This is a genomic window from Pseudomonas sp. B1-22 (assembly GCF_050474425.1).
Lineage (GTDB): Bacteria > Pseudomonadota > Gammaproteobacteria > Pseudomonadales > Pseudomonadaceae > Pseudomonas.
In genome coordinates, this window is record NZ_JBCHVH010000003.1 from 267,513 (window position 1) to 294,162 (window position 26,650).

The following is a 26,650-nucleotide window of genomic DNA, read 5'->3' on the forward strand; positions in this document are numbered from 1 at the left end:
GGGAAAAGTGCTGTCGATCGGCCAGCGCCGACCACCGCCCATAGCCGCGCCGGGGCGGGCGCGCCTATAATGCTGCCCCTTCTTATAATTACGTGCAGTGTTAGCTGTGGAGCTGGTGATGGCCGAACGCAAGGCATCCGTCGCGCGCGACACCCTGGAAACCCAGATCAAGGTTTCCATCGACCTGGATGGGACGGGCAAGGCCCGCTTCGATACCGGGGTTCCCTTCCTCGAGCACATGATGGACCAGATCGCCCGCCACGGCCTGATCGACCTGGACATCGAGTGCAAGGGCGACCTGCATATCGACGACCACCATACCGTCGAAGACATCGGCATCACCCTCGGCCAGGCCTTCGCCAAGGCCATCGGCGACAAGAAGGGCATCCGCCGCTACGGCCATGCCTACGTGCCGCTGGATGAGGCGCTGTCGCGCGTGGTCATCGACTTCTCCGGCCGCCCCGGCCTGCAGATGCACGTACCGTTCACCCGTGCCAGCGTCGGCGGCTTCGACGTCGACCTGTTCATGGAATTCTTCCAGGGCTTCGTCAACCACGCCCAGGTGACCCTGCACATCGACAACCTGCGCGGGCACAACACCCACCACCAGATCGAGACGGTGTTCAAGGCCTTCGGCCGCGCCCTGCGCATGGCCATCGAGCTGGACGAGCGCATGGCCGGCCAGATGCCGTCCACCAAAGGGTGCCTGTGATGCAGACGGTAGCCGTCATCGACTACGGCATGGGCAACCTGCACTCGGTGTCCAAGGCGCTGGAGCGCGTGGGCGCCGGGCGCGTGCTGGTGACCAGCGACGCCAACGTGATCCGCGAGGCCGACCGCGTGGTGTTCCCCGGCGTCGGCGCGATCCGCGACTGCATGGCCGAGATCAGGCGCCTGGGCTTCGACGCCCTGGTGCGCGAGGTCAGCCAGGACCGTCCCTTCCTCGGCATCTGCGTCGGCATGCAGGCGCTGCTGGACCACAGCGAAGAGAACGACGGCGTCGACTGCATCGGCCTGTTCCCCGGCAAGGTGCGCTTCTTCGGCAAGGACCTGCACGAGGGCGGCGAACACCTGAAGGTGCCGCACATGGGCTGGAACGAGGTGGCGCAGAGTGTCGACCACCCGCTGTGGCACGACATCCCGGACAACGCGCGCTTCTATTTCGTGCACAGCTATTACATCCAGGCGGGTAACCCGCGCCAGGTGGTCGGTCGCGGCCATTACGGTGTCGATTTCGCCGCCGCGCTGGCTGACGGCTCGCGCTTCGCCGTGCAGTTCCACCCGGAGAAGAGCCATACCCATGGCCTGCAGCTGCTGCAGAACTTCGCCGCCTGGGACGGGCGCTGGTAAGCCATGGCCCGCCAGAAGGACAAGCCGGCGATCCTCGAACTCGACGGCGCCCAGCGCCAGAGTGCGGCGCGCGCCATCCAGCGCTTCCTCGAAGATCGCTTCGAGCTGGACGTCGGCTCCTTCGAGGCCGAAGAGGCGCTGGACTTCTTCCTGCGCGAGTTCGGCCCGCTGTTCTACAACAAGGCGATCTTCGACGTGCAATCTCACCTGAAAGACCGGTTCGAGAGCATCGAAAGCGACTTGTGGGCGCTCGAGAAGAGCTGACCCGACCCCATTCATCTTTGGATTCGAGCAGGTTCAACCCATGCTGATCATCCCCGCAATCGATCTGAAAGACGGCGCCTGCGTGCGCCTGCGCCAGGGCCTGATGGAAGACGCCACCGTGTTCTCCGACGACCCGGTGTCCATGGCCGCCAAGTGGGTGGAGGGCGGCTGCCGCCGTCTGCACCTGGTGGACCTGAACGGCGCCTTCGAAGGCAAGCCGGTCAACGGTGAAGTGGTCACCGCCATCGCCAAGCGCTACCCGAACCTGCCGATCCAGATCGGCGGCGGCATCCGCTCGCTGGAAACCATCGAGCACTACGTGCGCGCCGGCGTCAGCTACGTGATCATCGGCACCAAGGCGGTCAAGCAGCCGGAGTTCGTCGGCGAAGCCTGCCGCGCCTTCCCTGGCAAGGTCATCGTTGGCCTCGATGCTAAAGACGGCTTCGTCGCCACCGACGGCTGGGCCGAGGTGAGCGAAGTGCAGGTGATCGACCTGGCCAAGCGCTTCGAGGCCGACGGCGTCTCCGCCATCGTCTACACCGACATCTCCAAGGACGGCATGATGCAGGGCTGCAACGTCGAAGCCACCGCCGCCCTGGCCAACGCCACGCGCATCCCGGTGATCGCCTCGGGCGGCATCCACAACCTGGGCGACATCCAGAAGCTGCTGGACGCGCGCACCCCGGGCATCGTCGGCGCCATCACCGGCCGCGCGATCTACGAAGGCACCCTGGACGTCGCCGAAGCACAGGCGCTGTGCGACAGCTTCAAAGGCTGATCTGAACGCAGGCTGGGTGGGCCGCAATGCGGCGTAACCCGGCGATGAGGACCTGGGGTGGTTCGGCAGCATGGGTATCGCTGCGCTCCACCCATCCTACGAGAGCATTGCTATGGCACTGGCTAAACGCATCATTCCCTGCCTCGACGTGGACAACGGCCGCGTGGTGAAGGGCGTCAAGTTCGAGAACATCCGCGACGCCGGCGACCCGGTGGAAATTGCCCGCCGCTACGACGAGCAGGGCGCCGACGAGATCACCTTCCTCGACATCACCGCCAGCGTCGATGGCCGCGACACTACGCTGCATACCGTCGAGCGCATGGCCAGCCAGGTGTTCATCCCGCTGACCGTGGGCGGTGGTGTGCGCACCGTGCAGGACATCCGCAACCTGCTCAATGCCGGTGCGGACAAGGTCTCGATCAACACCGCCGCGGTGTTCACCCCGGAGTTCGTCGGCGAAGCCGCCGCGCGCTTCGGCTCGCAGTGCATCGTAGTCGCCATCGATGCCAAGAAGGTCTCGGCACCGGGCGAAGCGCCGCGCTGGGAGATCTTCACCCACGGCGGCCGTAAGCCCACCGGGCTGGACGCGGTGGAGTGGGCGAAGAAGATGGAAGGCCTGGGCGCCGGTGAAATCCTGCTGACCAGCATGGACCAGGACGGCGTGAAGAGCGGCTATGACCTGGGCGTGACCCGCGCCATCAGCGAGGCGGTGAACGTTCCGGTGATCGCTTCGGGCGGTGTCGGCAACCTGCAGCACCTGGCCGACGGCATCATTGAAGGCAAGGCCGACGCGGTTCTCGCGGCGAGCATCTTCCACTTCGGCGAATACAGCGTGCCGGAAGCCAAGGCCTACCTGGCCAGTCGCGGTATCGTCGTCCGCTGACCTCCTCCGGGCCGGGGCTCTCCCGGCCTTCGAGGGCCTGCGCCCAGTCGCCGCAGGCCCTTTCGCCGCAGAGTCCCGATTGCCCGATACCGCTGGTCGCGGTGATGGCGTTTGGATGTGTGATTGCCATCGCTGCAGGGTTTCTTGGCGTCAATTCTCCGAGTAAGCTCAGCGCCTTCTCAGAATTGTCACTCTCAGGAATTCCCAGATGCTGAAGCGCATTCTGCTCGCATGGATTGGCTGTGGTCTGTTGCTGGCCAGCGCCGCAAAGGCGGAAACGGATAGCTCGAACTACAGCATGGTGCTGCTGACCGAGAACTTCCCGCCCTACAACATGGCCATCAACGGCAAGAACTTCGCCCAGGAAGACAACATCGACGGGATCGCCGTCGACATCGTCAAGGAGATGTTCAAGCGCGCTGGCGTGCAGTACAGCCTGACGCTGCGCTTCCCCTGGGACCGCATCTACAAGCTGGCGCTGGAGAAGCCCGGCTACGGCGTGTTCGTCACCGCCCGCCTACCCGAGCGCGAGAGCCAGTTCAAGTGGGTCGGCCCGATCGGCCCGGACGACTGGGTCCTGCTGGCCAAGGGCGACAGCACGATCACCCTGAACAACCTGGAAGACGCCAAGAAATACCGCGTCGGCGCCTACAAGGGCGACGCCATGGCCGAATACCTGGCCAAGCACGGCTTCGAGCCTGTGCTGGCGCTGCGCGACCAGGAGAACGCCGGCAAGCTGCAGGAAGGTGCGATCGATCTGTGGGCGAGCGGCGATCCGGCGGGGCGCTACCTGGCCAAGCAGGTCGGCGTTACCGGCCTGAAGACCGTACTGCGCTTCAACAGCGACCAGCTGTTCCTGGCGCTGAACCGCGAAACGCCGGACGAGGTGGTGCAGAAGCTGCAAGCCGCGCTGGACAAGATGCGCGCCGAAGGTTTCGTCGACGACGTCCTCAACAGTTACCTGTAATGCCCGTGGGCCGGCCAACCTCACGGCCCGCGAAAGCAATCCGGCGCCACCCTCACCGGCGCCGACCATGCCATGGAAGGCAGACGAGCTGAGTATTCCGTCCCTTTGCAGGGATGCCGCAAGCCAATAACGATAACCCTGCGAGCGGTATGACCATGCTGAAAATCCTGTCCAAGACCCTGACCCTCGGCCTGCTGTTGGGGGCCGCCGCGGCCCGTGCCGAGGTGCCCGCCGATTACAAGATGGTGCTGCTCACCGAGAACTTCCCGCCCTTCAACATGGCGGTGGATGACAAGAACTTCGCCCGTGACGACAGCATCGACGGCATCAGCACCGATATCGTCCGCGAGATGTTCAAGCGCGCCGGCATCCAGTACAGCCTGAGCCTGCGCTTCCCCTGGGATCGGCTGTACAAGCTGACCCTCGACAAGCCCGACTACGGCCTGTTCTCCACTGCCTACACGCCCGACCGCGTGCCGCTGTTCAAGTGGGTCGGCCCCATCGCCAAGACCAACTGGGTGCTGCTGGCGCCTGCCGGCAGCAAGATCGCGGTGAAGGACATCAAGGAAGCCGGCGCCAAGTACAAGATCGGCGCCTACAAGAACGATGCGGTGAGCGAGGGCCTGGAGAAGCAGGGCATCCCGGTGATCAACGCGCTGCGCGACCAGGAAAACGTGAAGAAGCTGACTTCCGGCGAGATCGACCTGTGGGCCACCACCGATCCGGTCGGCCGCTACCTGGCCAAGCAGGAGGGCGTCTCCGGCCTGCAGACCGTGCTGCGTTTCAATGAGGACCAACTCTACCTGGCGCTGAACAAGGACACGCCGGATGAGGTGGTGCAGCGTCTGCAGAAGGCGCTTGATTCGATGCGCGCGGATGGCTTCATCGAGCAGGCGACCAACAACTATCTATAAAGAAGGCCCGGCGGTCGCCGCCAGGATTCTGGATATTCGCGAGCAAGCTCGCTCCTACAGAGAACAGCGAGCCTGCTTTTCGTAGGAGCGAGCTTGCTCGCGAACCGAATCCCGCCAACGTTTACCGGTAAACCCCATCCTGCCCATGCCCCTGCATGGCGCGGTTGGCGCGCTCGCCGATCAGCAGTGTGGGCTTCACCAGTTCGAAGCCCTGGGCCTTCAGGGTTGGCAATACGCGCCTGAGCACCGCCAGGGTCGCCGGCTTCGGGTGGCCGATCATCACCACCGTGCCCTGCTTGCGCGCCAGTTTCAGGCCGCGCTGCATCTGCTCCATCACCGCCGCTTCGCTCGGATCGTCATCCAGGAACACGTCCCGCGACAGGCTCGCCAGGCCGATCTTCTGTGCCTCGGCGGCGGCCACCGTGGCGGCGCTGGTACGGCTGTCGAGCAGGAACAGGTGGCGACGCTGCAGTTCCGCGGCCAGCCAGGCCATGGCCGGGCGGTCGGCAGTCATGCGGCTGCCTTCATGGTTGTTCAGGCCCTGGGCGTAGGGCACCCGTGCCAGTGCTGCGTCGAGACGGCGGGCGCGCTCCTCCTGGCTCAGTTCCGGACGCCAGGCGAACTCGCCGCCGGCCGGATCCATCGGCATGTGCAGCATCACCGTGCGCCCTAGCTTGTGCGCTTCGCGGGCCAGTTCGGCGGCGTGGGGTGTGTCGGGAATGATCGCCAGGGCGATGGCGGGGGAGAGTTCGAGCACCTGGCGATCGCGCGTCAGGTTCTGCCCGAGGTCGTCGATGACGATGCTGACCAGCGGTTTGGCGCCAACCGGCGGCGGCGCTGCCGCCGCCGGTTGGCCCAGGCATGCGCCAAGGCCAAGGCCGAACAGCAGCCGGGCCCAGCGCATGGGTCAGTTGTTGCCGCGGCTGACGCTGAGTCCCTTCAGCAGGCTGAGGGCCTGGCCGAGCTGGTAGTCGCTTTCCTGCGGGCGGTCTTCCGGGCGCTTGCCGGCAGCGGTGGGACGGTCCTTGCCGCCGTTGCCGTTGGCCAGGTGTCCTTGCAGGTCGGCTTCCTTGAAGCCATCGAACTCGCTCTGCTCGCGGGTCACCTTGGCGCGCTCCACCTCGATGTCCGGGGTGATGCCCTGGGCCTGGATCGAGCGGCCGTTGGGGGTGTAGTACAGCGCGGTGGTGAGCTTCAGGGCGCGGTCGTTGTTCAGCGGCAGCACGGTCTGTACCGAGCCCTTGCCGAAGCTGTCGGTGCCCATGAGGATCGCGCGCTTCTGGTCCTGCAGGGCGCCGGCGACGATTTCCGCCGCCGAGGCGCTGCCGCCGTTGATCAGCACCACCAGCGGTACGCCATCGGACGGATCGGACGGATCGGCCGAGAAGCGCAGCTCGGAGTTCGGGATGCGGCCCTTGGTGTAGACGATCAGCCCCTTGGTGAGGAAGGCGTCGGCCACTTCCACCGCCGACTGCAGCACGCCGCCGGGGTTGTTGCGCAGGTCAAGGACCACGCCCTTGAGCCGGCCATTGTTTTCCTTGCGCAGGCTGGTCAGCGCCTTGACGGTTTCCTCGCCGGTGTTGACCTGGAACTGGGTGATGCGCAGGTAGCCGTAGCCCGGTTCGAGCATCTGGCTCTTCACGCTCTTGACCTTGATGACGGCGCGCTTGAGCTCGACGTCGAACGGCTTGCCGCCACCGCGGACGATGGTCAGGGTGATCGGCGAGCCGGCCTTGCCGCGCATGCTGTCCACCGCCTCGTTCATCGACTGGCCCTTGGTCGGCTTGCCGTCGATCTTGACGATCAGGTCGCCCGGCTGGATACCGGCCTTGGCTGCCGGGGTGTCGTCGATCGGCGAGATCACCTTGACGAAGCCGTCTTCGCTGCCGACCTCGATGCCCAGGCCGCCGAACTCGCCGCTGGTGCTCTCCTGCAGCTCGGCGAACTCTTCCGGGCCGAGGTAGGCGGAGTGCGGGTCGAGGTTGCTGAGCATGCCCTTGATGGCGTTTTCCAGCAGGGTCTTGTCGTCCACCGGCTCGACATAGGCGGCTTTCACCCGGTCCAGGACCTCGGCGAAGGTGCGCAGCTCATCGAGCGGCAGCGGAGCCTCCTTGCCATTGGCCGCCGGGGCGGCTGCGGGAGCGTCGGCGGCTTGTGCCGCACCGACGCCGAGCAGCAGGGCCAGGGCCAGGGTGGTGAGACGGAACGCTTGCGACATGTTTGGGGCTCCTAAGGCGTGCTCGCCGCTTATCCCTGCGTGCGACACCAGGTAGAAGGGTCCGCCGGGCGGCCCTGATGGCGAATGGCGAAGTATACCGCCGGGGTGCTCTGCCCACCGCTGGCACCTACGGTCGCGATGGGGTCGCCTGCTTTGACGGTGTCGCCGGCGTCCTTCAGAAGACTTTGATTATGCCCATAAAGGCTGAGGTAGCCACCACCGTGGTCGAGAATGACCAGCAGGCCGGCGCCGCGCAGCCAGTCGGCGAACACCACGCGACCGCCATGGACGGCGCGTACCGTGCTGCCGGCGGCGGCGCCGATCAGCACGCCATCCCAGGTGGCGCGGGGGTCGTCGCCGCGCGGGCTGCCGAAGCGCGCCAGCACGCGGCCGTTGACCGGCCAGGGCAGCCGGCCCTTGGCGGCGTCAAAGGCACCGCCGAAGCCTGCGCCGCTGGAGACCAGCGGGCCGCTGTAGTCGGCGCGGGGTTTGCTCGGGGCCTCGGGCTTTTCACCGCGTTCGGCCAGTTCGCGTTCGCGCTTGGCGCGCTCACGCTCGGCGGCCAGGGCGCGCTGGCGCGCTTCCTCGGCCTCGCGGGCCTGGCGGGCCAGGGTTTCCTCGATGGTCTTCAGGACCTTGTTCAGGTCTTCCTGGCTCTGCTCGCGGTTCTTGAGCTTGCTGTTGCTGTCCTTGAGGTCGCTGTCGAGCTTGGCCAGGGCCTCCTGGCGCGCCTTGCGGGCGTCGGCCAGCTCCTGGCGGCGTGATTCCAGCGCGCTCTGCTGCTCGATCTGCTGGTTCTTCTGCGCAGTGATGTCCTGCTCGACGGCGTTGAGCTGGCTCAGCGTCTCGTTGAACGCGCTGAGCTGATCCAGGCGCGCCTTGTTGATGTACTCGTAGTAGGTGAGGGTGCGGCTGAACTTCTCGGGGTGTTCCTGATTCAGCAGCAACTTGAGGTATTCCTCGCGACCGCTCTGGTAGGCGGCGCGTGCCTGGATGGCGATCAGGCGCTGCTGCTCAAGGCGCGCGCCCTGGAGTTTTTTTTTCTCCGAATCGAGGCGCTGCAGCTCTTCCTCGTTCTTCTTCATCTCGTCCTGGATCTGCTGGATCTGCTTTTCCAGGTCGCCCATCTGGGTCTCGGTGGACTTGAGCTGCTTCTGCACCCCGGACTTTTCGTCCTGGATGTTCTTCAGGTTCTTTTTCAGCTCGGCGATGTCTTTCTGCGTCTGTTCCAGCTGGCGCTGGGTGTCGGCACGTTCGTCGGCACCGGCCGCAAGCGGGCTCAGGAGGCAGATCAGCAGCAGCGGGAGGAGGGCGCGAGGCATTGGGTGGCGGGCACCTGAATTCTGGGTCGGGCTAGTATGCCCGTGGCGGGCGCTAAAAAAAACGCCCCAGGCCGCATGGCGTGGGGCGTTTGCTCTGACCGGCGGGCGCTGGCTCACGTTCCCGCCCTATCGGCACCCATTAAAGCAGGGTGACGATCGACGTGCCGGTCATCTCCTTGGGCTGCTCCAGACCCATCAGGGTCAGCAGGGTCGGCGCCACGTCGGCCAGTACGCCGCCCTCGCGGATGCTCAGCTTGCGCTTGCCGACGTAGACGAACGGCACCGGCTCGCAGGTGTGCGCGGTGTGCGCCTGGCCGGTCATGGCGTCTTCCATCTGCTCGACGTTGCCGTGGTCGGCGGTGATCAGGGCTTCGCCGCCGACCTTGTCCAGCGCCTCGACGATCCGACCGACGCAGGTATCCAGGCACTCGACGGCCTTCACCGCGGCGTCGAACACGCCGGTGTGGCCGACCATGTCGCCGTTGGCGTAGTTGACGATGATCACGTCGTAGCGCTGGTGCTCGATGGCGTCGACGATCCTGTCGGTGACTTCCGGTGCGCTCATTTCCGGCTGCAGGTCATAGGTGGCGACCTTGGGCGAGGGGATGAGAATGCGTTCTTCGCCTTCGAACGGCTCTTCGCGGCCGCCGGAGAAGAAGAAGGTCACGTGGGCGTACTTCTCGGTCTCGGCGATGCGCAGCTGGGTCTTGCCGTTCTTCGCCAGGTATTCGCCCAGGACGTTGTCCAGGGACTCGGGCTTGAACGCGCTGGGCGCCGGGATGCTCGCCGCGTACTGGGTCAGCATCACGTAGCTGGCCAGCTTCAGCTCGCGCTGGCGCGGGAATTCCTTGAAGCCCGGCTCGACGAAGGCGCGCGACAGTTCGCGGGCGCGGTCGGCGCGGAAGTTCATGAACACCACGGCGTCGCCGTCTTCTACGCGCACCTGCGCGCCGATGCGGGTGGCCTTGACGAACTCGTCGCTTTCGCCGCGCTCATAGGCGGCGTTCAGCGCGCCCACGGCGTTTTCCGCGGTGAATTCGGCGGCGCCTTCGGTGATCAGGTTGTAGGCGGCTTCGACACGGTCCCAGCGGTTGTCGCGGTCCATGGCGAAGTAGCGGCCGATGATGCTGGCGGTGCGGCCCTTGCCGATGCGGGCGAAGGCGTCGTCGAGCAACTTCAGCGACGGCTCGGCGCTCTTGGGCGGCGTGTCGCGGCCGTCGAGGAAGGCGTGCAGGTAGATTTTCTCAGCGCCGCGCTGGGCGGCCAGTTCGGCCATGGCGACCAGGTGGTCCTGGTGGCTGTGCACGCCGCCGTCGGAGAGCAGGCCGAGGATGTGCACGGCCTTGCCGGCGCCGGCGGCCTTGTCGACTGCCTCGGTCAGGACCGGGTTCTGGAAGAACTCGCCGTCGCGGATGGCCTTGGTGACGCGGGTGAAGTCCTGGTACACGACGCGGCCGGCGCCCAGGTTCATGTGGCCAACCTCGGAGTTGCCCATCTGGCCGTCGGGCAGGCCGACGTCCATGCCGGAGCCGGAGATCAGGCCGTTCGGCTGGCTGGCCAGCAGGCGGTCCCAGTTGGGCTTTTTCGCGGCGTAGATGGCGTTGTATTCCGGGCTATCGCTATGGCCGAAGCCGTCCAGAATGATCAGGACCAGCGGTTTGGGCGTTGCAGTCATAGGTACGGCTCTTTCCGAGAATAGGGGTCAGAAAAGGACCCACATTTTACCGATTGGTGCCGACAGACGCCATGATCCACAGGGTGCAGCCGTCAGATACGCGCGTGTATACTGGCCGGCATTTTTACGTCTGGATGCCCTGCGCCATGCCCTCGTTCCTCCCTCGTCTGATCGAATTCGCCACCCATCACTACCTGCTGGTGGGCGCCCTGGTCGTGCTGTTGGTACTGCTGGCCCTGCATGAAATGCGCAAGGGCGGCCGCGCCCTGTCGACCCGCGAGCTGACCGCTCTGGTCAACGCCGAGCAGGCCGTGGTCCTCGATATCCGCCCGACCAAGGAGTTCTCCACCGGCCACATCGTCGATGCGCTGAACATTCCGGCGGACAAACTGAACGCACGCCTGTCCGAGCTGGACAAACACAAGGCCAAGACCATCATCGTGGTCGACAGCATGGGCCAGCACGCGGGCACCTGGTGCAGCGTGCTGCAGAAGGCCGGTTTCACCGCCGCCAAGCTGTCCGGCGGCATCGGCACCTGGCGTGGCGACAACCTGCCCCTGGTGAAGTGAGATGCCGTCGATCTTGATCTACACCAGCGCATGGTGCCCATATTGCATCCGCGCCAAGGCCCTGCTGGACCGCAAGGGTGTCGCCTACGAGGAGATCTCCGTGGACGGCAAGCCGGGCGTTCGCGCCGAGATGGCCAGCAAGGCGGGCCGCACCTCGGTGCCGCAGATCTGGATCGACGCGACCCACGTCGGCGGCTGCGACGATCTCTACGCGCTGGAACGCGCGGGCAAGCTGGATACGCTGCTCTCGGCGTGATCCTCAATCCTGAAACGATGCACAAGAAGGTCTCGAAATGACTGAACAAGCCAACGGCGCAGGCCAGCAAGACAACAATCCGCAGTTCTCGCTGCAGCGCATCTACATCCGCGACCTCTCCTTCGAAGCGCCCAAGGCGCCGGAAATCTTCCGCCAGGAGTGGCAGCCGAGCATTTCCATGGACCTCAACACCCGCCAGAAGCAGCTTGACGGCGACTTCTACGAAGTGGTGCTGACCGTTTCGGTGACCGTGAAGAACGGCGAAGAAACCGCCTTCATCGCCGAAGTGCAGCAGGCCGGCATCTTCCTGATCAAGGGCCTGGACGCTTCCAGCATGAGCCACACCCTCGGCGCCTTCTGCCCGAACATCCTCTTCCCGTATGCCCGTGAAACCCTGGACAGCCTGGTTGTTCGCGGTTCCTTCCCGGCGCTGATGCTGTCCCCGGTGAACTTCGATGCGCTGTACGCGCAGGAAATCGCCCGCATGCAGGCTTCCGGCGAGATCCCGGCGGTTCAGTGATCCTGACTGCTGCATGACAAAGGCGCCTTCGGGCGCCTTTTTCTTTGCCTGGCGTTTGCTGCCGAGGTCGAGCCTGGGTGTAGGAGCGGACTCCGTCCGCGATGGCATCCGGCGCGATGCGGACCAATCGCGGACGGAGTCCCTGCATGGCCTGTTTACTCCGCGCGGCGTCCAAGTTTGGTGCGTGCGCACTAGAGGGGCGCAGGCGGGTGGTGGTCTGTAGCCTCGATATTGCCCGCTCCACTGTGTGCACATGGACGCCTGATAATCCGCCGAAAGCTCCGCCGTTACTGGCTTTCAGCAGGTCACGCGAGGTTCTGCCCGAAACCGATGACAATCTTGGCACGCCCTCTGCAATACCCCTGATAACAGCGATTTCAGGGGCCTCGGTTCAGGCAGGCTGGGTAACCCCTCTTTTACACCTCGCGGGTGCGCCGCTCGAAGCAGCGGCCGCCGCAACCGGTTTGGGGGTCCTGGTACAGGCAGGCCGGGTAAGCCCCCCTTTTATGCCAGCGGCCATCTTCCCTCGATGGCCTGCAACCCGCTTCGGGGCCCCGGACCAGGCAGGCCGGGAGAACCCCGCTTTTATTCGGGCCGCACCCTGACGTTCAGGTGCCACCGGCCCTCCACCTCGGCGCTGTCCCAGGCGCCTTGCAGCGTGCGGGTGGACAGCAGCGTCAGCAGCATACCGCCGCCTTGCGGCTCCAGTTTCCAGCGCAGCGGCGCATCGCCGATCCGCAGCTGGCCCTGCTGCGCCGTGCCGTTGGCGTCGATCTGCAAGGCCAGGGCACCCTCCAGATGACCGGCACGCACGGCGGGCTGGGCATTCAGCGTGAGCATCAGGCCGTCCGCCGCCGCCTCTATGGCGAGGATTTGCGCGGGTCCGTCATGGGGTGGATTCACCAGGCGCCCGAGCATCAGGCCCACCAGCAGCCCCAGCACGCACAGCGAAACCCATACCTTGAGTAACGGCCTGGGCCGCATTTGCGCCTGCGCGGGAGTAGAATGCCCGCCGTTCTCAGGCTCGGAGCGCTGCATGTTCCACGTGATCCTTTTTCAACCGGAAATCCCCCCAAACACCGGCAACATTATCAGGCTGTGCGCCAATGCGGGCTGCAGCCTGCACCTGATCGAGCCGCTGGGCTTCGAGCTGGACGACAAGCGCTTGCGCCGCGCCGGGCTGGATTACCACGAGTATGCCAGCGTGCGCCGCTACGCGACCCTGGAGGAGTGCCTGGAACAACTCGGCCAGCCGCGTCTGTTCGCCTTCACCACCAAGGGCTCGCAGCCGTTCCATGAGGTGGCCTACGAGCGGGGAGATGCCTTCCTGTTCGGCCCGGAAAGCCGTGGCTTGCCGGAGGAGGTGCGCGATGCCCTGCCGCCGGAACAGCGCGTTCGCCTGCCGATGCGCCCCGGCTGCCGCAGCCTGAACCTGTCCAACACCGTGGCGGTGACGGTCTACGAGGCCTGGCGTCAGCACGGCTTCGCCATGGACTGAGCGTTTTCTGATCGATCCGCGCAAAGCCGCGTCGGGCGGGGAGTGCAGCGGCTTGTCCAAGGCTTATCCACAGGCAGGCGCACAGTGGTTGTGGGCAAGCGCGAAATTCCTGCACAGAAACCGCGCAAACCCGCAGACCGCGCGTGCTCTGGGCTGTAGCACGTTCCTTCCCCGTTCCGTGCACAGTGTTATCCACAGGTTTTGGGGATAGATGTTGCCGGGATGTGACCGTGCCTTGCTGACGCTGATCGCGGGCATGGCCCGCTCCTACACCCGATCCGAGCGTAGGAGCGGACTCTGTCCGCGATTGGCTAAAGCCGGCACGGCGCTCACGGTGATGCAAGAAAAAAGGGGCCTTCCGGCCCCTTTTTAATCGCAGGACCTCAGTCCTCGCCCTCATCGTCCGGGCCGTCGATCTTCATGCCCAGCTCCTTGATCTTGCGCGTCAGGGTATTGCGGCCCCAACCCAGCAGCACGGCGGCGTCGCGGCGGCGGCCGGCGGTGTGCTTGAGCGCGGTCTCGATCATGATCCGCTCGAAAGCCGGCACGGCGGTATCAAGCAGGTTCGACTGGCCACGCCCCAGCGCCTGGTCGGCCCAATGGCGCAGGGCCTGTTCCCAGTTGGCGGCCGGCAGGTTGTCCTGCGGCTGGGTCAGCAGCTCCGGCGGCAGGTCGTCGGTATGTACCTCGCGGCCGGAGGCCATGACGGTGATCCAGCGGCAGGTGTTCTCCAGCTGGCGCACGTTGCCCGGCCAGCCGAGGTTGCGCAGGTATTCCTCGGTTTCCGGCTTGAGCAGCTTGGGCTCCACCGCCAGCTCCTGCGCGGCGCGGGCGAGGAAGTGCCGGGCCAGTGCCGGAATGTCCTCGCGGCGGTCGGCCAGGCGCGGGATATGGATGCGGATGACGTTCAGGCGATGGAACAGGTCCTCGCGGAACTTGCCCTCCCGCACCAGGTTTTCCAGGTTCTGGTGGGTCGCGGCGATGATCCGCACGTCCACCTTCACCGGGGTGTGGCCGCCGACGCGGTAGAACTCGCCGTCCGCCAGTACGCGCAGCAGGCGGGTCTGGGTGTCGGCCGGCATGTCGCCGATCTCGTCGAGGAACAGGGTGCCGCCGTCGGCCTGCTCGAAGCGGCCGCGGCGCTGGTTGGCCGCGCCGGTGAAGGCACCTTTCTCGTGGCCGAACAGCTCGGATTCCATCAGGTCCTTCGGAATCGCCGCCATGTTCAGCGCGATGAACGGCGACGCCGCGCGCGGGCTGTGGCGGTGCAGGGCGTGGGCGACCAGTTCCTTGCCGGTGCCCGATTCGCCGTTGATCAGCACGGTGATGTTGGAGTGGGAGAGGCGGCCGATGGCGCGGAACACCTCCTGCATCGCCGGCGCCTCGCCGATGATCTCCGGGGTGCGCGCCTGGTTGGCCGGTGCTTCCAGGCCCTGTTGCTCCTGGGCGTGCTGGTTGGCGCGCTTGACCAGGGAGACGGCCTCGTCGACGTCGAACGGCTTGGGCAGGTATTCGAAGGCGCCGCCCTGGTAGGAGGCCACCGCGCTGTCCAGGTCCGAATGCGCGGTCATGATGATCACCGGCAGACGCGGATGCGCCTCGCGGATCTGCGCCAGCAGGTCCAGGCCGCTGGCGCCGGGCATGCGGATGTCGGAGATGATCACGTCCGGCTGCTGGCGGCCGAGGCGGCTCATCACGCTGTCGGCGCTGTCGAAGCTGACGGTGGTCATGCCTTCCTGTTGCAGGGCTTTTTCCAGCACCCAGCGGATGGAGCGGTCGTCGTCGACGATCCAGACGGTCTCAGATCGGCTCATGGTCAATGGACTCCTCGTTCCAGGGGCAGGAACAGACTGAATACGGTGTGGCCGGGGTGGCTCTCGCATTCGATCAAGCCCTGGTGCTGGCTGATGATGTTCTGGGTGATGGCCAGGCCAAGCCCGGTGCCGTCGGCACGGCCGCTGACCATGGGATAGAAGATGGTGTCCTGCAGTTCGGCCGGAATGCCCGGACCGTTGTCGATGATCTCCACCTTGCACACCAGGCGATGACGGGTGTGGCCGATGGTGAACTGGCGCAGGGTGCGGGTGCGCAGGGTGATGCGGCCCAGCTTGAGTTCATTCTGCGAGGCGATCGCCTGCATGGCGTTGCGCACGATGTTGAGCACCGCCTGGATCATCTGCTCCTTGTCGAGCAGCAGGTCGGGGATGCTCGGGTCGTAGTCGCGCACCAGTGGGATGCTGCCCTGGGTTTCGGCTTCCACCAGGCTGCAGACGCGCTCCAGTATTTCGTGGACGTTGGTGACCGAGAGCTGCGGCAGCTTGTTCGAGCCGAGCATGCGGTCCACCAGGTTCCGCAGGCGGTCGGCCTCTTCGATGATGACGTTGGTGTAGTCCTTGAGCGATTCGTCCGGCAGCTCCCGGGAAAGCAGCTGCGCCGCGCCGCGAATTCCGCCCAGCGGATTCTTGATCTCATGGGCCAGGCCGCGCACCAACAGTTTGGTGGTCTCCTGCTTGGACAGCTGAGCCTCTTCCTTGGTGATGCGCATCAATCGGTCGCGCGGATGGACCTCCAGCAGCAGCAGGGTCTCGCGGCGATTGAGGATCGGCGTCACCGCGTAGTCCACGGTGATGCTCTGGCCGGTCAGCGAGGTCAGGGTCGCTTCGCGCTTGGTGAAGGGGTGCGCCTCTTCCACCGCCTGGCGCAGCGAGTGCAGCGCCTCGGGGGATTCGGTGAACAGCTCGCTGATGAACTGGCCATGGCTGCGTTGTCCGCTGACCGCAAGGAGCATCTCCGCCGCCGGGTTCATGTACTCCAGGCGCAACTCGGCATTGAGCAGGATCACTGCCGTGGTGAGGTTGTCGAGCAACAGGCGGAGCTGGGTTTCTGTAGGCATGGTGTAAGAGATGTCCCAAGACTGTGCGGGAAAATGCAAGAAACAAACCAGGCCGCGGAAGGTCGCGTATTTCGGCGCCTGGCGCCGGTTTGCACGGCGCAGAGGGTCAGTCCAGCCGGCGGGAGTGACCTGAAATGGGGAGAGTATAGAAAGTGGTGCAGCCTGGCGCACCGATATGGTGCATTTGTGCCGGGGTGCCCGCCGCCGTCAATGGCTGGCGGCGCTGAGCGGGTGAGTGGTGTCCAGCGGCGCCGATTCGGCTACCGAAACGCGGAACATATGGAAGGGCTGGTTCGGTGTCTGTTCGATGGTGCGACCCAGGGTATCGATGATCTCCACCGACAGCTGGTGCGTGCCGCGCTCGACGTTGTACAGCGGGAACACTGGGCTGCGGCCTGGCTCGCCCACCGGCTTGCCGTCGAGCAGCAGACGGTACAGGTGCCCGGGCAGCAGGGCGGGGTCGCTGGTGGCGGATACGATCAGGGCTCCGTCATTGGCGCGGATGGTGGAATCGGGCTCCGGTACCAGGATGCGCAGCAGCTGGTACGCCGGCGGCCCCGGAGGCAAGGCGGGCGTGGTGGGCGCATAGAGCGGGGGCGGCATGCGTACGCCGGGCTGGTTGGGCATGGCGTTGGGCGGCGCGAGCTGCAGTTTCTGCGCGTTGCCGCGCGCGGGCTGGTCGGTGAAGACGCGGTTGCCGTCCTTGTCGATGTAGGTGTAGACCTCGGCGCTGGCCGGCAGGCAGGCCAGCGCCGACAGCAGGGCCGATAATACGAGGGACGCCAGCTGACGCATGCTCAGCCGCCCGTCCTGGGAGAGACCTGGGGCCGTTGCGGGCTGTTGGTGCTGATGCGCTGCAGGGTGAAGCTGGCCGTTGCGCTGGTCTGGATCACCCGGCTGCCCTGCACGACTTCGACGGCGAGCGTGTGATCGCCACGTTCGAGGTTTTCCAGGGTGATGCTGGTGTTCTGGGTCGGTGCACCGTAGGGCTGGCCGTCGAGCAGCAGCTGCAGCTGGTGGTCCATGGCCAGTGCCGGCTGCACCACGACATCGACGACGAAGGTGCCGTTGTTGACGCGCAGGGCTTCGTCGTTGGGCAGGTTGCTCAGCGCCAGGATGGTGTAGGCGTTCTGCTCCTGGGCGGTGTTGCCGTCGCTGTTCCCGGTGTCGGTATTCACCGGCGCCTGCGGGGCGACGGTATTGGTCGGGGGCAGCTCGACCGGCTGCGCGCCGACGTTGCCCGGCGGCTGGTTGGTGAATACCGTATTGCCGTTGGCATCGGTGTACTTGTAGATCTGCGCACTGGCCGGCAGCGCGGCGGCGAGCAACAGGGCGGTGAGGATCAGGCGCATGGGCGATCTCCGGATGGTCATGCCAAGCCTTGCATTGCCGACGACGGCTGGCAAGTTGCCTATTGTGATTCAGCATGGCAGCTCAGAATGTGCGCTGTCGCTCGCCGACGGACCTTTCATGTAGCGCCGCAGTCCATTGCCGGCCGAGAGCCTGTTTACGATCTGCTGCGCGTCGGTATAACTGCGTTAAAAACAGGCTCGGAAGCCGCTTGCGGCTAACGCACTTCAGTGCGGCCCCGCAGGGGCGAGCGAAGCGAGTACTGCTCATTTACAGCTCGTAAACTCCGCGTCCTCGCCTGTTTGATTCGCTGGCGCTCACCCTTCGGGCCAGCCTTCGGCTGTTACTCCCGTTGGTCGTTGCGCCTTGTTCTACCCTAGCTCGCAAGATCGTAAACAGGCTCTGAGTCCTCTGTATGATGCCGGCGAGCGTTCCTTTATCTGCCCTGGGGTGTGCCCGTGACTGACCTGCTGCGTTCCTGTTTCCGCCTGTGCCTGCTGCTGTGCTGCCTGGGCTCCGGCCTGCTCGCGGTGCCTGCGCAGGCGGCGCTGCCGGGGCCGCTGGCCAGCGTGACGGGCGGCGGCGACAAGGTCAGCGATGCGCAACTGCAGCAGTCGCTGGACCAGGTCATCAAGACGCTGGAGAACGACCAGCAGCGGGCCGATCTGCTGAAGAAGCTCAAGCAGCTGCGCGATGCGAGCAAGAAAAGTGCGGACGAGCAGGGCGGCGTACTGGGCCTGATCGGCGACACCCTGGGCAGCCTGGAGAAGCAGTTCGAAGGCGAGAACAGCCCGGTGCTGCGCTGGACGTCTCTGTTCGGCCAGGCCCGCGACGAGCTGGAAACCCGCATCCCGTCCTGGCAGGAGTGGTCGGGAATGCTCTTCGACTTCTTCCTCGTGACCCTGCTCTGGGCCTGCGTGGCCCTGGGGCTACGCTGGGTGGCGAAGCGCATGCAGGAGCGCTTCGGCCTGGCCAACGAGCTGCCGCAGCATCCCAAGACCCGCGACCTGCTGCTGTTCGCCCTGCGCAAGCTCGGCCCCTGGCTGGTGGCGTTCCTGATCACCTTGTACCTGTCGGTGGTGCTGCCCAGCTCCCTGGGCAAGCTGCTGGCGATGGTGATGGCCTACGTGCTGGTCTGCGGCACGCTGTTCTCCGCCTTGTGCGTGATCTCCCTGTCGCTGCTCAGCGGCCCGCACCGCATGCGTGCGCTGGACATCCTGCGGCGCCGCGCCTTCCGCCCGTTGTGGCTGATCGGCAGCCTGGCCTCGCTGGGCGAGATCATGCATGACCCGCGCGTGGTGGAAAGCCTGGGCCAGAGCACGGCACTGTGCGTCGGCTCGCTGGCGAACATCTTCGCGGCCCTGTGCACCGCGTTGTTCGTCCTGCAGTTCCGCCGGCCGATCGCCCACCTGATCCGCAACCAGCCGCTGGAGCGCCGGATCAAGCGTCGCGGTCTGCATGATCTGGTCGAGCTGGTGGGCTCGCTGTGGTTCCTGCCGGTACTGGTGCTGGTGGGTATTTCCCTGTTCGCCACCGTGGTCACCGCCGGCGACAGCACCTACGCCCTGCGCCGTGCGCTGCTGTGCGCGCTGGTCGCGGTGGTGGCGATGACCGTCAATGGCCTGATCCGCCGCGCCCACCTGCGCTCCTCGCGGCATGGCAGCCGGCGCAGCGCGCCCTATGTCGAGCAACTTCAGAACTTCGCCTACACCCTGCTGCACATCGCCAACCTCCTGGTGTTCCTCGAGATCGGCCTGCGCGTCTGGGGCATGTCGCTGATCCGCTTCACCGAGGGCGACGGCTCGGCCATCAGCCTCAAGCTGATCAGCTTCAGCACCACCCTGCTGGTGGCCTGGCTGGTGTGGATTCTCGCCGACACGGCGGTCCAGCACAGCCTCGGGCTGGGCGGCAAGAACCGCACCAATACCCGTGCGCTGACCATGCTGCCGCTGATCCGCAACGTGCTCTTCGTGACCATCGCGGTGATCGCGCTGATCGTCGCCCTGGCCAACATGGGCATGAACGTCACGCCGCTGCTGGCGGGCGCGGGCGTCATCGGCCTGGCCATCGGTTTCGGCGCGCAGTCGCTGGTGGCGGACCTGATCACCGGCCTGTTCATCATCATCGAGGACTCGCTGTCCATCGACGACTACGTGGACGTCGGCGGCCACCTGGGCACCGTCGAGGGCCTGACCATCCGCACCGTGCGCCTGCGCGACCTGGACGGCGTGGTGCACACCATCCCCTTCAGCGAGATCAAGAGCATCAAGAACTACTCGCGGGAATTCGGCTACGCGATGTTCCGCTGGCCGGTGCCGGCCAGCATGCCGATCGACGATGCGGTGACGCTGGTCCACGAAGTCACCCGCGACCTGCGCGGCGACCGCACCATCAGCCGCGCCATGTGGTCGGCCCTGGAGATGCAGGGCGTGGAGAGTTTCGACAACGGCCAGGCGATCCTACGCTTCCGCCTGAAGACCGCGCCGATTCGCCAGTGGGAGGTGCAGCGCGCCTTCAACCTGCGCCTGCGCCAGAGGCTGGACAAGGCCGGCCTGGAGCTGTCGATGCCGCGCCTGAACGTGCAGCTCTCGCGGATGCGCACTGCACAGCGTGAGGAGGATGGCGATTCGATGGAGCGCGGTATCTGAGTCCTGCGGGCCTGACTGTCGTAGGGCGTACAACCGTTCGCGGTTGTACGCCGATACACCGTGTTCAACGTTGGCGCCACGGTGAGCCCGGAGCCGCCCTGAAGCGGCAGCTCCGAAGCCAGACCTGGTCTGGTCTGGGCCCAAGGTTAAACGGCGTATAACGTCGAACGTTATACGCCCTACGTTTCTGCTATCGCCACCAGCGCCCCAGCAGTGTGCTGCGGCGGCGCAGCCCGTCGGTCAGTGGGCTGAAGCGCGGCAATTCCTCCAGCGGCACCCACAGGCCACCCTGCCACTCCAGCAGGCTGACCCGCTGGCCTTCCCAGGCCATCAGCACGCGCCTGGGCTTCCAGGCGGCGGTGGCCGTCTGGTCGCGCAGGGTCGGGATCACCTCCTGGGTCAGCCAGCGGCGCACCTGGCGATTTTCCGGGTGGCGGTATCGGTAGTAGGCGGCGTAGGTGGCCGACTCGCTGATGACTTCCTGCGTTTCGTAGCAGTCGCCCTGGCGCAAAGTCACCAGGGCGCGTTGGTCTTCGTCGAGCAGGTGGAGGATGCCTTCGGGTTTGGTGCGCCCCATCAGCAGGCCGAAGTCGCGGGCGACGAACCAGGGTTCATCGTCGATCAGGATGGCGCGTAGTGGGCGGTTGAAGCGGATGAAGTGGGTTGGTACGTAGATATCTTCCATTGTGGAACTCCTACTGGTCCGAGAAATTCCGCCTCCCTTCGCTGTCAATCGAAGGGAGGCGAATCGCGCGGGGTTGACAGACCGGCAGTAGGACCCGGCAGACCCGAAGATCTCCCCGCGCGACTCACCATTGAGGGTGGCAGATTATCTGCTTGCGAGCGGGAGCCTGCAAAAACTTACGCCGTTTTCGCATGTACCTTCCGGCGCCATCGCGCCTACTGATCCAGGCTGTCAAACCTGGCCACGGGATTGACCGTGACCGCCGCAGGATAAGCAGTCCGCTCGCGCCGCACTATCAGACGCGGCGCTGCTTTTCGTAGGAGGCATCGTGAGCCGAGTCGCCGCGCAGGTGGGGCTCCCTGTAGGAGCGGGCCATGCCCGCGATCGCGCGCATGGCGCGCTCCTACAATGGCAGGTGCCACCGCTTTTCCTGCGCCCATAAAAAAGGCCTCCCGAAGGAGGCCTTAATGCTGACGCTATTTATAGGTATTCGTGGATCAGACGCTGTAGTACAGGTCGTATTCCAGCGGGTGCACGAAGGTGCGCACCTTGATTTCTTCTTCCGACTTCAGCTCGATGTAGGCATCGATGAACTCGTCGGTGAACACGCCGCCCTTGGTCAGGAACGCACGGCCCTTGTCGAGTTCTTCCAGCGCCTCTTTCAGGCTGCCGCAAACCTGCGGGATTTCCTTCGCCTCTTCCGGCGGCAGGTCGTACAGGTTCTTGTCGGCGGCATCGCCGGGGTGAATCTTGTTCTGGATGCCGTCCAGACCGGCCATCAGCAGGGCTGCGAAGCACAGGTAGGGGTTGGCAGCCGGGTCCGGGAAGCGCGCTTCGATGCGGCGGGCTTTCGGGCTGGATACGTACGGGATACGGATCGAGGCGGAACGGTTGCGAGCCGAGTAAGCCAGCATCACCGGGGCTTCGAAGCCCGGAACCAGACGCTTGTAGGAGTTGGTGGCCGGGTTGGTGAAGCCGTTCAGGGCCTTGCCGTGCTTGATGATGCCGCCGATGAAGTACAGGGCGGTATCGGACAGGCCGGCATAGCCTTCGCCAGCGAAGGTGTTCTTGCCGTCCTTGGAGATCGACATGTGAACGTGCATGCCCGAGCCGTTGTCGCCGTACAGCGGTTTCGGCATGAAGGTCACGGTCTTGCCGTAGGCATCGGCGACGTTGTGGATGCAGTACTTCAGGGTCTGCACTTCGTCAGCCTTGGCAACGAGGGTGTTGAACTTCACACCGATCTCGTTCTGGCCGGCGGTGGCCACTTCGTGGTGGTGAACCTCGATGACCAGGCCCATTTCCTCCATGGCGTTACACATGGCGGTACGGATTTCGTGGTCGTGGTCGACCGGCGGTACCGGGAAGTAGCCGCCTTTCACGCCCGGGCGGTGGCCCTTGTTGCCCGACTCGATGTCAGCGTCGGTGTTCCAGGAGGCCTGCTCGGAGAAGATCTTGAACATCGAGCCGGAGATGTCGGACTTGAACTTCACTTCGTCGAAGATGAAGAACTCCGGCTCCGGGCCTACGAATACGGTGTCACCGATACCGGTGGATTTCAGGTATTCCTCGGCGCGCTTGGCGATGTTGCGCGGGTCACGCTCGTAGCCTTGCATGGTGCTCGGCTCGATGATGTCGCAGACGATGATCAGGGTCGGCTCTTCGGTGAACGGGTCGAGCACGGCGGTGCTGTCGTCCGGCAGCAGGATCATGTCGGAGGCTTCGATGCCCTTCCAGCCTTCGATGGAGGAGCCATCGAACATCTTGCCGGCTTCGAAGAAGTCATCGTCCAGCGCGTCGCGGGCGGGCATGGTGACGTGCTGCTGCTTGCCTTTGGTATCGGTGAAGCGCAGGTCAACCCACTTCACGTCATGATCTTTGATCAGTTGTTGCGACTTGTACGACATGCTGTCCTCCAGGAGGGATTAGAGCTGGGAGCTTTCTATGCCCCAGTATCGGGTGATGCCGGCCGGATAGTCCGCCAGGGCAACCTGCCTCACAAGAGAGCAAGTTGCGTGCCAGTGCCCGCAATCGTGCAGAAGCGCTGATTTACGGGGCTCTGGCGAGCGTAACCAGGAATTGCGGGATAATTGTGCACCGTTTTAGTGCCTTGTCATGGTGCATAAGTCCATTTTGGTGCGCCTGAAAGAAAGTCTCCGAATTCTGCTCAAGTCTTGAGCAATTTCGGATATAATCTTGCCCCTTTTTTTCTGTCCCATGGCAATCGCCCGGTCCGCATGAAACTCATCGTCAAGGTCTTCCAGGAAATCACCATCAAGAGCCGGCCGGTGCGCAAGCGCTTCATCCGCCAGCTGGCGAAGAACATTCGCACGGTGCTCCGCGACCTCGACCCCGAGCTGCTGGTCGAAGGCGAATGGGACAACCTGGACGTCGAGACCAAGGTCACCGATCCCAAGGTGCTGCGCGAGATGATCGAGCGCCTCACCTGTACCCCGGGCATCGGCCACTTCCTGGAAGTGCACGAGTACCCGCTGGGCGACTTCGACGACATCCTGGAGAAGTGCAAGCTGCACTTCGCCGACCAGTTGCCGGGCAAGGTCTTCTCCATGCGCTGCAAGCGCGCCGGCAAGCACCCTTTCACTTCCATCGACGTGGAGCGCTACGTCGGCGGCGGCCTGCGCCAGCAGTGCGGCGCGGCGGGCGTGTCGCTGAAGAACCCGGAAGTGCAGGTGCGGGTGGAAATCCGCTACGACCGCCTGTACGTCATCCACGCCCAGCACGAAGGCCTTGGCGGTTATCCGCTGGGTGCGCTGGAGCAGGTGCTGGTGCTGATGTCCGGCGGCTTCGATTCCACCGTGGCGGCCTACCAGATGATGCGCCGCGGCATGATCAGCCACTTCGTGTTCTTCAACCTCGGTGGTCGTGCCCATGAACTGGGCGTGATGGAAGTCGCCCACTATCTATGGGAGAAGTTCGGCCGTTCCCAGCGCGTGCTGTTCGTCAGCGTGCCCTTCGAGGAAGTTGTCGGCGAGATTCTCACCAAGGTCGACGACAGCTACATGGGCGTGACCCTGAAGCGCATGATGCTGCGCGCCGCGAGCCGCGTGGCCGAGCGCCTGGAGCTGAATGCCCTGGTGACCGGCGAGGCGATTTCCCAGGTCTCCAGCCAGACCCTGCCGAACCTCTCGGTGATCGACCGGGTGACCGACACGCTGGTCCTGCGCCCGCTGATCGTCAGCCACAAGCAGGACATCATCGACACCGCGACGAAGATCGGCACCGCCGAGTTCGCCAAGCACATGCCCGAATACTGCGGCGTGATCTCGGTGAACCCGACCACCCAGGCCAAGCCATACCGCGTCGACCACGAAGAGTCCAAGTTCGACATGGCCGTGCTCGATCGTGCCCTGGAGCGTTCCACCCAGATGACCGTCGATCGGGTGATCGACGAACTGGGCAAGGACCTGCCGGTGGAAATGGTCGACGAAGTGCTGCCCGGCCAGATCGTCGTGGACATCCGTCACCCGGATGCCCAGGAAGATGAACCGCTGGCGCTCGAAGGCATCGAAGTCCTGCCCATGCCGTTCTACGCGATCAACAGCAAGTTCAAGGAACTGGACCCCAACCGCCAGTACCTTCTTTACTGCGACAAGGGCGTCATGAGTCGCCTGCACGCCCACCACCTGGTCAACGAAGGGCACACCAATGTGCGTGTTTACCGTCCGCAATAAAGGCGCGGACCAACGCCGCCAGCCCGGTCTGTTTGGCGGCAGCATCCGCCACCGACCTCCCGACACATTCGGTGCGTAGGCTCACGCCCTGACCTTTTGCACCGCCGCGCCACGGCGCGGCCCCGCTGCCGAAAACGGCAGCCGAAGATTCACTCTCGAGACTGACACTGTGATCGAAAAACTGCGCAATATCGCCATCATCGCCCACGTCGACCATGGCAAGACCACCCTCGTTGACAAGCTGCTGAAGCTGTCCGGCACCCTCGACCGCAAAGAAGCGGAAAGCGAGCGCGTGATGGACTCCAACGACCAGGAAAAAGAACGCGGCATTACCATTCTGGCGAAGAACACCGCCATCAAGTGGAACGGCTACAACATCAACATCGTGGACACCCCCGGCCACGCCGACTTCGGCGGCGAGGTAGAGCGTGTGATGTCCATGGTGGACTCCGTACTGCTGGTGGTCGACGCCCAGGACGGCCCCATGCCGCAAACCCGCTTCGTGACCCAGAAGGCGTTCAAGGCCGGCCTGCGTCCGATCGTGGTGGTGAACAAGATCGACCGTCCGGGCGCGCGTCCTGACTGGGTCATCGACCAGATCTTCGACCTGTTCGACAACCTCGGCGCCACCGACGAGCAGCTGGACTTCCCGATCGTCTACGCCAGTGCCCTGAACGGCATCGCCGGCATGGACCACGAGAAGATGGACGACAACATGGACGCGCTGTTCCAGGCGATCATCGACCACGTCCCGGCTCCGCAAGTGGACGTCGACGGCCCGTTCCAGATGCAGATCTCCCAGCTGGACTACAACAGCTTCCTCGGCGTGATCGGCATCGGCCGTATCGCCCGTGGCCGTGTCAAGGCCAACACCCCGGTGGTCGCCATCAGCGACGACGGCTCCAAGCGCAACGGCCGTATCCTGAAGATCATGGGTCACTCCGGTCTGCAGCGCGTTGAAGTGGCTGACGCCGAAGCCGGCGACATCGTCTGCGTATCCGGCATGGACGAGCTGTTCATCTCCGACACCCTGTGCGATCCGCAGCACGTCGAAGCCCGTCCGCCGCTGACCGTCGACCAGCCGACCGTGAGCATGACCTTCCAGGTCAACGACTCGCCGTTCGCCGGCAAGGAAGGCAAGTTCGTCACCAGCCGCAACATCAAGGAGCGTCTGGACAAGGAGCTGCTGCACAACGTGGCCCTGCGCGTCGAGCAAGGCGAGAGCCCGGAGAAGTTCAAGGTTTCCGGCCGTGGCGAACTGCACCTCTCGGTTCTGATCGAAACCATGCGCCGTGAAGGCTTCGAGATGGCCGTGGGCCGTCCGGAAGTGGTGATCATCGAGAAGGACGGCGAGAAGCAGGAGCCTTACGAGAACGTCACCATCGACATCGAAGAGCAGCACCAGGGCTCGGTGATGGAGCAGATGGGCCTGCGCAAGGGCGATCTGACCAACATGATCCCCGACGGCAAGGGCCGCGTGCGCCTGGAGTACACCATTCCGGCGCGTGGCCTGATCGGCTTCCGTAACAACTTCCTGACCCTGACCTCGGGCACCGGCATCCTGACCTCGACCTTCAGCCATTACGGCCCGATCAAGGCCGGCGAAGTGTCCAACCGTCAGAACGGCGTACTGGTCTCCATGGCCACCGGCACCGCGCTGACCTACTCGCTGGAAACCCTGCAGAGCCGCGGCAAGCTGTTCCTCGCCCCGGGCGACGAGATCTACGAAGGCCAGCTGGCCGGCATCAACAGCCGCGACAACGACCTGGTGATCAACCCCACCAAGGGCAAGAAGCTCGACAACATGCGCGCTTCGGGCAAGGACGAAGTCATTGCCCTGGTTCCGCCGATCCGCTTCACCCTGGAGCAGGCTCTGGAATTCATCGCCGATGACGAGCTGGTGGAAGTGACGCCGAAGTCGATCCGTCTGCGCAAGAAGCTGCTCGACGAGAACGACCGCAAGCGCTACGAGCGCAGCAAGGTCTAAATCGACCAGCAGTACGAAAGAGCCGGGCTTATGCCCGGCTTTTTTTTTGCCTGTCGCCGTAGTCGGCCCATCTGTAGGAGCGAGCTTGCTCGCGAACAGCATTAGCCGGCCGTATCGGTGTTGGGCGGTTCGCGAGCAAGCTCGCTCCTACCAAAAGCCGTCGTCTTCGCGTGGCTGAAAG

25 protein-coding genes are annotated in these 26,650 nt (G+C 64.8%); 14 read left to right on the forward strand and 11 right to left on the reverse strand.

Annotated features, from left to right (window positions below; all coding sequences use genetic code 11):
• The first annotated feature begins 118 nt into the window (after positions 1–118).
• From hisB to ACQ5BL_RS13275, 7 genes are all read left to right on the forward strand, one after another.
• Positions 119–712, forward strand: coding sequence for an imidazoleglycerol-phosphate dehydratase HisB (gene hisB, locus ACQ5BL_RS13245; RefSeq protein WP_152226950.1), 594 nt, complete (start codon positions 119–121; stop codon positions 710–712).
• Positions 712–1,350, forward strand: coding sequence for an imidazole glycerol phosphate synthase subunit HisH (gene hisH, locus ACQ5BL_RS13250; RefSeq protein ID WP_243804132.1), 639 nt, complete (start codon positions 712–714; stop codon positions 1,348–1,350). The genes hisB and hisH overlap by 1 nt, the downstream gene beginning before the upstream one ends.
• Positions 1,351–1,353: 3 nt before the next feature.
• On the forward strand, positions 1,354–1,614 hold the full coding sequence (locus ACQ5BL_RS13255) for a DUF2164 domain-containing protein (protein WP_045215778.1): 261 nt from the start codon (positions 1,354–1,356) through the stop codon (positions 1,612–1,614).
• 40 nt (positions 1,615–1,654) lie between these two features.
• Positions 1,655–2,392 (forward strand): 1-(5-phosphoribosyl)-5-[(5-phosphoribosylamino)methylideneamino]imidazole-4-carboxamide isomerase, encoded by a 738-nt coding sequence (gene hisA, locus ACQ5BL_RS13260; protein ID WP_088420217.1) that lies wholly within the window; start codon positions 1,655–1,657, stop codon positions 2,390–2,392.
• A 112-nt stretch (positions 2,393–2,504) separates the two neighbouring features.
• Positions 2,505–3,275: an imidazole glycerol phosphate synthase subunit HisF gene (gene hisF / locus ACQ5BL_RS13265; RefSeq protein ID WP_207886296.1), complete on the forward strand. Its 771-nt coding sequence runs from the start codon at positions 2,505–2,507 to the stop codon at positions 3,273–3,275.
• A 208-nt stretch (positions 3,276–3,483) separates the two neighbouring features.
• Complete coding sequence (locus ACQ5BL_RS13270) at positions 3,484–4,242, forward strand: substrate-binding periplasmic protein (protein WP_243804134.1); 759 nt, start codon at positions 3,484–3,486, stop codon at positions 4,240–4,242.
• A gap of 155 nt (positions 4,243–4,397) precedes the next feature.
• A complete protein-coding gene (locus tag ACQ5BL_RS13275) occupies positions 4,398–5,156 on the forward strand; it encodes a substrate-binding periplasmic protein (protein ID WP_243804136.1) in 759 nt (252 codons plus the stop codon).
• Positions 5,157–5,277: 121 nt separating this feature from the next.
• On the opposite strand, the gene ACQ5BL_RS13280 is transcribed toward ACQ5BL_RS13275, so the two are convergent.
• The 4 genes from ACQ5BL_RS13280 to gpmI all read right to left on the reverse strand — a co-directional run bounded on the left by ACQ5BL_RS13280 (position 5,278) and on the right by gpmI (position 10,371).
• A complete protein-coding gene (locus tag ACQ5BL_RS13280) occupies positions 5,278–6,060 on the reverse strand; it encodes a divergent polysaccharide deacetylase family protein (RefSeq protein ID WP_243804138.1) in 783 nt (260 codons plus the stop codon).
• Positions 6,061–6,063: 3 nt separating this feature from the next.
• A complete protein-coding gene (locus tag ACQ5BL_RS13285) occupies positions 6,064–7,374 on the reverse strand; it encodes a S41 family peptidase (protein ID WP_207886292.1) in 1,311 nt (436 codons plus the stop codon).
• Positions 7,375–7,403: 29 nt separating this feature from the next.
• Positions 7,404–8,696, reverse strand: a complete 1,293-nt coding sequence (locus tag ACQ5BL_RS13290; RefSeq protein ID WP_207886291.1) for a murein hydrolase activator EnvC family protein — start codon at positions 8,694–8,696, stop codon at positions 7,404–7,406.
• A 139-nt stretch (positions 8,697–8,835) separates the two neighbouring features.
• Positions 8,836–10,371, reverse strand: coding sequence for a 2,3-bisphosphoglycerate-independent phosphoglycerate mutase (gene gpmI, locus ACQ5BL_RS13295; protein WP_243804140.1), 1,536 nt, complete (start codon positions 10,369–10,371; stop codon positions 8,836–8,838).
• A 146-nt stretch (positions 10,372–10,517) separates the two neighbouring features.
• Between gpmI and ACQ5BL_RS13300 the strand changes: the two genes are divergently transcribed.
• The 3 genes from ACQ5BL_RS13300 to secB are packed head-to-tail and all read left to right on the forward strand — an operon-like array spanning position 10,518 to position 11,716.
• Positions 10,518–10,940, forward strand: coding sequence for a rhodanese-like domain-containing protein (locus ACQ5BL_RS13300; protein ID WP_207886289.1), 423 nt, complete (start codon positions 10,518–10,520; stop codon positions 10,938–10,940).
• Between the two features lies 1 nt (position 10,941).
• Positions 10,942–11,196 carry a glutaredoxin 3 gene (gene grxC / locus ACQ5BL_RS13305; RefSeq protein ID WP_207886288.1) on the forward strand — a complete coding sequence of 85 codons (255 nt, stop codon included), beginning with the start codon at positions 10,942–10,944 and terminating at the stop codon, positions 11,194–11,196.
• Positions 11,197–11,233: 37 nt separating this feature from the next.
• On the forward strand, positions 11,234–11,716 hold the full coding sequence (gene secB / locus ACQ5BL_RS13310; protein ID WP_207886287.1) for a protein-export chaperone SecB: 483 nt from the start codon (positions 11,234–11,236) through the stop codon (positions 11,714–11,716).
• Positions 11,717–12,301: 585 nt separating this feature from the next.
• Here the strand turns inward: secB and ACQ5BL_RS13315 are convergent.
• Complete coding sequence (locus tag ACQ5BL_RS13315) at positions 12,302–12,754, reverse strand: hypothetical protein (protein ID WP_207886286.1); 453 nt, start codon at positions 12,752–12,754, stop codon at positions 12,302–12,304.
• Between ACQ5BL_RS13315 and trmL the strand changes: the two genes are divergently transcribed.
• Positions 12,753–13,214, forward strand: coding sequence for a tRNA (uridine(34)/cytosine(34)/5-carboxymethylaminomethyluridine(34)-2'-O)-methyltransferase TrmL (gene trmL, locus ACQ5BL_RS13320; RefSeq protein ID WP_243804142.1), 462 nt, complete (start codon positions 12,753–12,755; stop codon positions 13,212–13,214). The genes ACQ5BL_RS13315 and trmL overlap by 2 nt on opposite strands.
• A gap of 383 nt (positions 13,215–13,597) precedes the next feature.
• On the opposite strand, the gene ntrC is transcribed toward trmL, so the two are convergent.
• The 4 genes from ntrC to ACQ5BL_RS13340 form a co-directional block, all read right to left on the reverse strand.
• Entirely contained in the window at positions 13,598–15,028 is a 1,431-nt protein-coding gene (gene ntrC / locus ACQ5BL_RS13325; protein ID WP_207886284.1) for a two-component system response regulator NtrC, read from the reverse strand.
• Between the two features lie 2 nt (positions 15,029–15,030).
• On the reverse strand, positions 15,031–16,107 hold the full coding sequence (gene glnL, locus ACQ5BL_RS13330) for a nitrogen regulation protein NR(II) (RefSeq protein WP_207886283.1): 1,077 nt from the start codon (positions 16,105–16,107) through the stop codon (positions 15,031–15,033).
• A 207-nt stretch (positions 16,108–16,314) separates the two neighbouring features.
• Positions 16,315–16,893: a DUF4124 domain-containing protein gene (locus ACQ5BL_RS13335; RefSeq protein ID WP_243804665.1), complete on the reverse strand. Its 579-nt coding sequence runs from the start codon at positions 16,891–16,893 to the stop codon at positions 16,315–16,317.
• An 11-nt stretch (positions 16,894–16,904) separates the two neighbouring features.
• The gene (locus tag ACQ5BL_RS13340) at positions 16,905–17,459 is read right to left on the reverse strand and encodes a DUF4124 domain-containing protein (RefSeq protein WP_243804144.1); all 555 of its coding nucleotides are present in this window, start codon (positions 17,457–17,459) and stop codon (positions 16,905–16,907) included.
• A 450-nt stretch (positions 17,460–17,909) separates the two neighbouring features.
• Here ACQ5BL_RS13340 and ACQ5BL_RS13345 point away from each other — a divergent pair, with 450 nt between their 5' ends.
• The gene (locus tag ACQ5BL_RS13345) at positions 17,910–20,105 is read left to right on the forward strand and encodes a mechanosensitive ion channel family protein (RefSeq protein WP_430293167.1); all 2,196 of its coding nucleotides are present in this window, start codon (positions 17,910–17,912) and stop codon (positions 20,103–20,105) included.
• 190 nt (positions 20,106–20,295) lie between these two features.
• Here ACQ5BL_RS13345 and ACQ5BL_RS13350 read toward each other — a convergent pair whose 3' ends face one another.
• Both ACQ5BL_RS13350 and glnA read right to left on the reverse strand, forming a co-directional pair.
• The gene (locus ACQ5BL_RS13350) at positions 20,296–20,790 is read right to left on the reverse strand and encodes a BRO-N domain-containing protein (RefSeq protein ID WP_243804146.1); all 495 of its coding nucleotides are present in this window, start codon (positions 20,788–20,790) and stop codon (positions 20,296–20,298) included.
• A 497-nt stretch (positions 20,791–21,287) separates the two neighbouring features.
• Positions 21,288–22,697 (reverse strand): glutamate--ammonia ligase, encoded by a 1,410-nt coding sequence (gene glnA, locus ACQ5BL_RS13355; protein WP_207886279.1) that lies wholly within the window; start codon positions 22,695–22,697, stop codon positions 21,288–21,290.
• Between the two features lie 330 nt (positions 22,698–23,027).
• Here glnA and thiI point away from each other — a divergent pair, with 330 nt between their 5' ends.
• Together thiI and typA are read left to right on the forward strand one after the other, a co-directional pair.
• Positions 23,028–24,482 carry a tRNA uracil 4-sulfurtransferase ThiI gene (thiI, locus tag ACQ5BL_RS13360; protein WP_243804148.1) on the forward strand — a complete coding sequence of 485 codons (1,455 nt, stop codon included), beginning with the start codon at positions 23,028–23,030 and terminating at the stop codon, positions 24,480–24,482.
• Positions 24,483–24,651: 169 nt separating this feature from the next.
• Positions 24,652–26,469 (forward strand): translational GTPase TypA, encoded by a 1,818-nt coding sequence (typA, locus tag ACQ5BL_RS13365; RefSeq protein WP_207886277.1) that lies wholly within the window; start codon positions 24,652–24,654, stop codon positions 26,467–26,469.
• Positions 26,470–26,650: the final 181 nt, after the last annotated feature.

Excerpts from the sequence above, each read along its gene's own strand:
- hisB (WP_152226950.1), top strand. The coding sequence starts at position 119 with ATGGCCGAACGCAAGGCATCCGTCGCGCGCGACACCCTGGAAACCCAG.
- hisH (WP_243804132.1), top strand. The coding sequence starts at position 712 with ATGCAGACGGTAGCCGTCATCGACTACGGCATGGGCAACCTGCACTCG.
- ACQ5BL_RS13255 (WP_045215778.1), top strand. The coding sequence starts at position 1,354 with ATGGCCCGCCAGAAGGACAAGCCGGCGATCCTCGAACTCGACGGCGCC.
- hisA (WP_088420217.1), top strand. The coding sequence starts at position 1,655 with ATGCTGATCATCCCCGCAATCGATCTGAAAGACGGCGCCTGCGTGCGC.
- hisF (WP_207886296.1), top strand. The coding sequence starts at position 2,505 with ATGGCACTGGCTAAACGCATCATTCCCTGCCTCGACGTGGACAACGGC.
- ACQ5BL_RS13270 (WP_243804134.1), top strand. The coding sequence starts at position 3,484 with ATGCTGAAGCGCATTCTGCTCGCATGGATTGGCTGTGGTCTGTTGCTG.
- ACQ5BL_RS13275 (WP_243804136.1), top strand. The coding sequence starts at position 4,398 with ATGCTGAAAATCCTGTCCAAGACCCTGACCCTCGGCCTGCTGTTGGGG.
- ACQ5BL_RS13280 (WP_243804138.1), bottom strand. The coding sequence starts at position 6,060 with ATGCGCTGGGCCCGGCTGCTGTTCGGCCTTGGCCTTGGCGCATGCCTG.
- ACQ5BL_RS13285 (WP_207886292.1), bottom strand. The coding sequence starts at position 7,374 with ATGTCGCAAGCGTTCCGTCTCACCACCCTGGCCCTGGCCCTGCTGCTC.
- ACQ5BL_RS13290 (WP_207886291.1), bottom strand. The coding sequence starts at position 8,696 with ATGCCTCGCGCCCTCCTCCCGCTGCTGCTGATCTGCCTCCTGAGCCCG.
- gpmI (WP_243804140.1), bottom strand. The coding sequence starts at position 10,371 with ATGACTGCAACGCCCAAACCGCTGGTCCTGATCATTCTGGACGGCTTC.
- ACQ5BL_RS13300 (WP_207886289.1), top strand. The coding sequence starts at position 10,518 with ATGCCCTCGTTCCTCCCTCGTCTGATCGAATTCGCCACCCATCACTAC.
- grxC (WP_207886288.1), top strand. The coding sequence starts at position 10,942 with ATGCCGTCGATCTTGATCTACACCAGCGCATGGTGCCCATATTGCATC.
- secB (WP_207886287.1), top strand. The coding sequence starts at position 11,234 with ATGACTGAACAAGCCAACGGCGCAGGCCAGCAAGACAACAATCCGCAG.
- trmL (WP_243804142.1), top strand. The coding sequence starts at position 12,753 with ATGTTCCACGTGATCCTTTTTCAACCGGAAATCCCCCCAAACACCGGC.
- ACQ5BL_RS13315 (WP_207886286.1), bottom strand. The coding sequence starts at position 12,754 with ATGCAGCGCTCCGAGCCTGAGAACGGCGGGCATTCTACTCCCGCGCAG.
- ntrC (WP_207886284.1), bottom strand. The coding sequence starts at position 15,028 with ATGAGCCGATCTGAGACCGTCTGGATCGTCGACGACGACCGCTCCATC.
- glnL (WP_207886283.1), bottom strand. The coding sequence starts at position 16,107 with ATGCCTACAGAAACCCAGCTCCGCCTGTTGCTCGACAACCTCACCACG.
- ACQ5BL_RS13340 (WP_243804144.1), bottom strand. The coding sequence starts at position 17,459 with ATGCGCCTGATCCTCACCGCCCTGTTGCTCGCCGCCGCGCTGCCGGCC.
- ACQ5BL_RS13350 (WP_243804146.1), bottom strand. The coding sequence starts at position 20,790 with ATGGAAGATATCTACGTACCAACCCACTTCATCCGCTTCAACCGCCCA.
- glnA (WP_207886279.1), bottom strand. The coding sequence starts at position 22,697 with ATGTCGTACAAGTCGCAACAACTGATCAAAGATCATGACGTGAAGTGG.
- thiI (WP_243804148.1), top strand. The coding sequence starts at position 23,028 with ATGAAACTCATCGTCAAGGTCTTCCAGGAAATCACCATCAAGAGCCGG.